Annotated in this window: 3 protein-coding genes; all 3 read left to right on the top strand. The window is 43.9% G+C overall.

The window, feature by feature from the left end; genetic code table 11:
* A partial coding sequence (locus tag RMO35_RS09860; protein ID WP_309740742.1) for a TldD/PmbA family protein occupies positions 1 to 465 on the top strand: 465 nt, incomplete at its 5' end.
* Positions 466 to 674: 209 nt separating this feature from the next.
* On the top strand, positions 675 to 899 hold the full coding sequence (locus RMO35_RS09855) for a hypothetical protein (RefSeq protein WP_309740740.1): 225 nt from the start codon (positions 675 to 677) through the stop codon (positions 897 to 899).
* Between the two features lie 57 nt (positions 900 to 956).
* The coding region (locus RMO35_RS09850) for a TldD/PmbA family protein (protein WP_309740736.1) at positions 957 to 1,889 on the top strand (933 nt) is incomplete at its 3' end.

Here is a 1,889-nt window from a genome sequence, read left to right as displayed (position 1 = left end):
ATCGAAAATGGCATCCTCAAGAATTTTATCGCCGATCGAGCCGGATCGATCCGCACCGGGCATCCGCGTACGGGGAGCGGACGCCGCAATAGCTACGCGTATGCCGCCGCCAGCCGGATGCGGAATACCTACATCGCTCCTGGCGAACATCATGTAGACGATCTATTTAACTCGATCGAGAAGGGCATCTATTGTAAGAAAATGGGTGGCGGTAGCGTCGGTGCTACCGGACAGTTTAACTTCGCCGTCGATGAAGCCTATCTGATCGAAAATGGCAAAATTACCAAGCCACTCAAGGGGGCGACGCTCATTGGTGAAGCCAAAGAAATCATGAATAAGATTTCGATGTGTTCGGCAGATTTAGGTTTGGCGGCGGGTTTTTGTGGTTCGGTAAGTGGCAGTATTTATGTAACTGTCGGACAGCCACATATTAAGGTCGATTCGATTACCGTCGGCGGACGTTAGGATCTGTAGGGGCGGGTTTATGCTAAAAGTTTTTGTTATTACAAATGATGGAAGAACAAACCCGCCTTCTCCTACAAGATATGTAGGGTGGGCAATGCCCACCGCATCAATTTCGATAGTAGTTAATATCTCATATTTATTAATACAAATCATCGGAATTAAGTCAAAATCTATGTGGGCAATGCCACCCTACATTTTTTCTATTATTGATGAGTAACACACGAACTCAAGATTTAGTAGAAACAAAAGTAACATACACATTAGAAGTCAATGGCGAGTTTTTTCTAATCAAAAACGTACCCGCCTGCGTTGATTTAGATACTGGGGCGCAATTTTTCGCACCAAATACCGTAAAACGCATCCAGGAAATTATCCTCGATCGCGAGAGTCCGATTCGATTCGATCGAACTCCAGTATATGAATTTGCTGCTTAACAATAATGCTATTTTGGCAGAAATCATAAATTAATAACTCATAATTCATAATCTCCAATGTCCTTAAATATTCAACAAGTCTCAGCCTCCGCTCGTCAAATTGCCACCAAACTCGGCATTTCTAAATTCGATTTATCTGGCTCGACTACCGATAGCGTCAGCGTACAGGTCGATCGCGGCGAACAAAAACAAGTCAAAGCTTCCAATCGATCGGGCATTACCGTTAGAGTTTGGAATCAAGATAATACCGTTGGGATTACTAGTACCACTGATGTCGATGATATTGGATTGGAACTTGCGCTAAAGAGTGCTTATGAAGCAAGCTTTTTTGGGATTAAAGAACACGCACCTGACTTTAGTCCAGAAGCAACTGCGCCAATTGCCGATGTCCAGATTGAAGTGGGTAAAACTGCGACAGTACCGCAACTAATCGAGAGCTTAATCGATGCCGAACAAAAATTACTAGCGAAACATAAAGCGATCGAAAGTGTACCCTACAATGGACTGTCTCAGCAATCTGTAGACCAATTTTATCTTAATAGTGATGGGGCGGTACGCAGCGATTCGCGTTCTTATACTTCACTGTACTTATACACCAAAACCGAACAAGAAGGCAAAAAGCCTCGCAGCGCGGGAGCCTTTGAACTCAGTCATAGTTTTGCTAAATTAGACGTTCAAAAGTGTATTGATGAAGCTGCCGAAAAAACAATCAGTCATCTCGACTACCAAAAAGTACCATCGGGGAAATATACGATCGTCTTTTCACCCGAAGCTTTTTTAAGTCTCATGGGTGCCTTCTCAAATTTATTTAACGCCCAAAATATTCTGGACAATCAGAGCTTATCGACGCCAGAATCTCTGGGCACTCAGATTGCTTCACCCTTATTATCTGTCGCTGATGACGCCCTGCATCCTAGCAATATCGGGATTGAAACCTTCGACGGGGAAGGTACGCCAACCCGCCGACTTAACTTAATCGATAAAGGTGTG

Source organism: Chamaesiphon sp. OTE_20_metabat_361 (assembly GCF_031364565.1).
Note: the sequence above shows the minus strand (reverse complement) of the source record. Positions and strands in the feature narration are given on the sequence as shown.

Coding starts and splice junctions, on each gene's coding strand:
- RMO35_RS09855 (WP_309740740.1), top strand. CDS start 675: ATGAGTAACACACGAACTCAAGATTTAGTAGAAACAAAAGTAACATAC.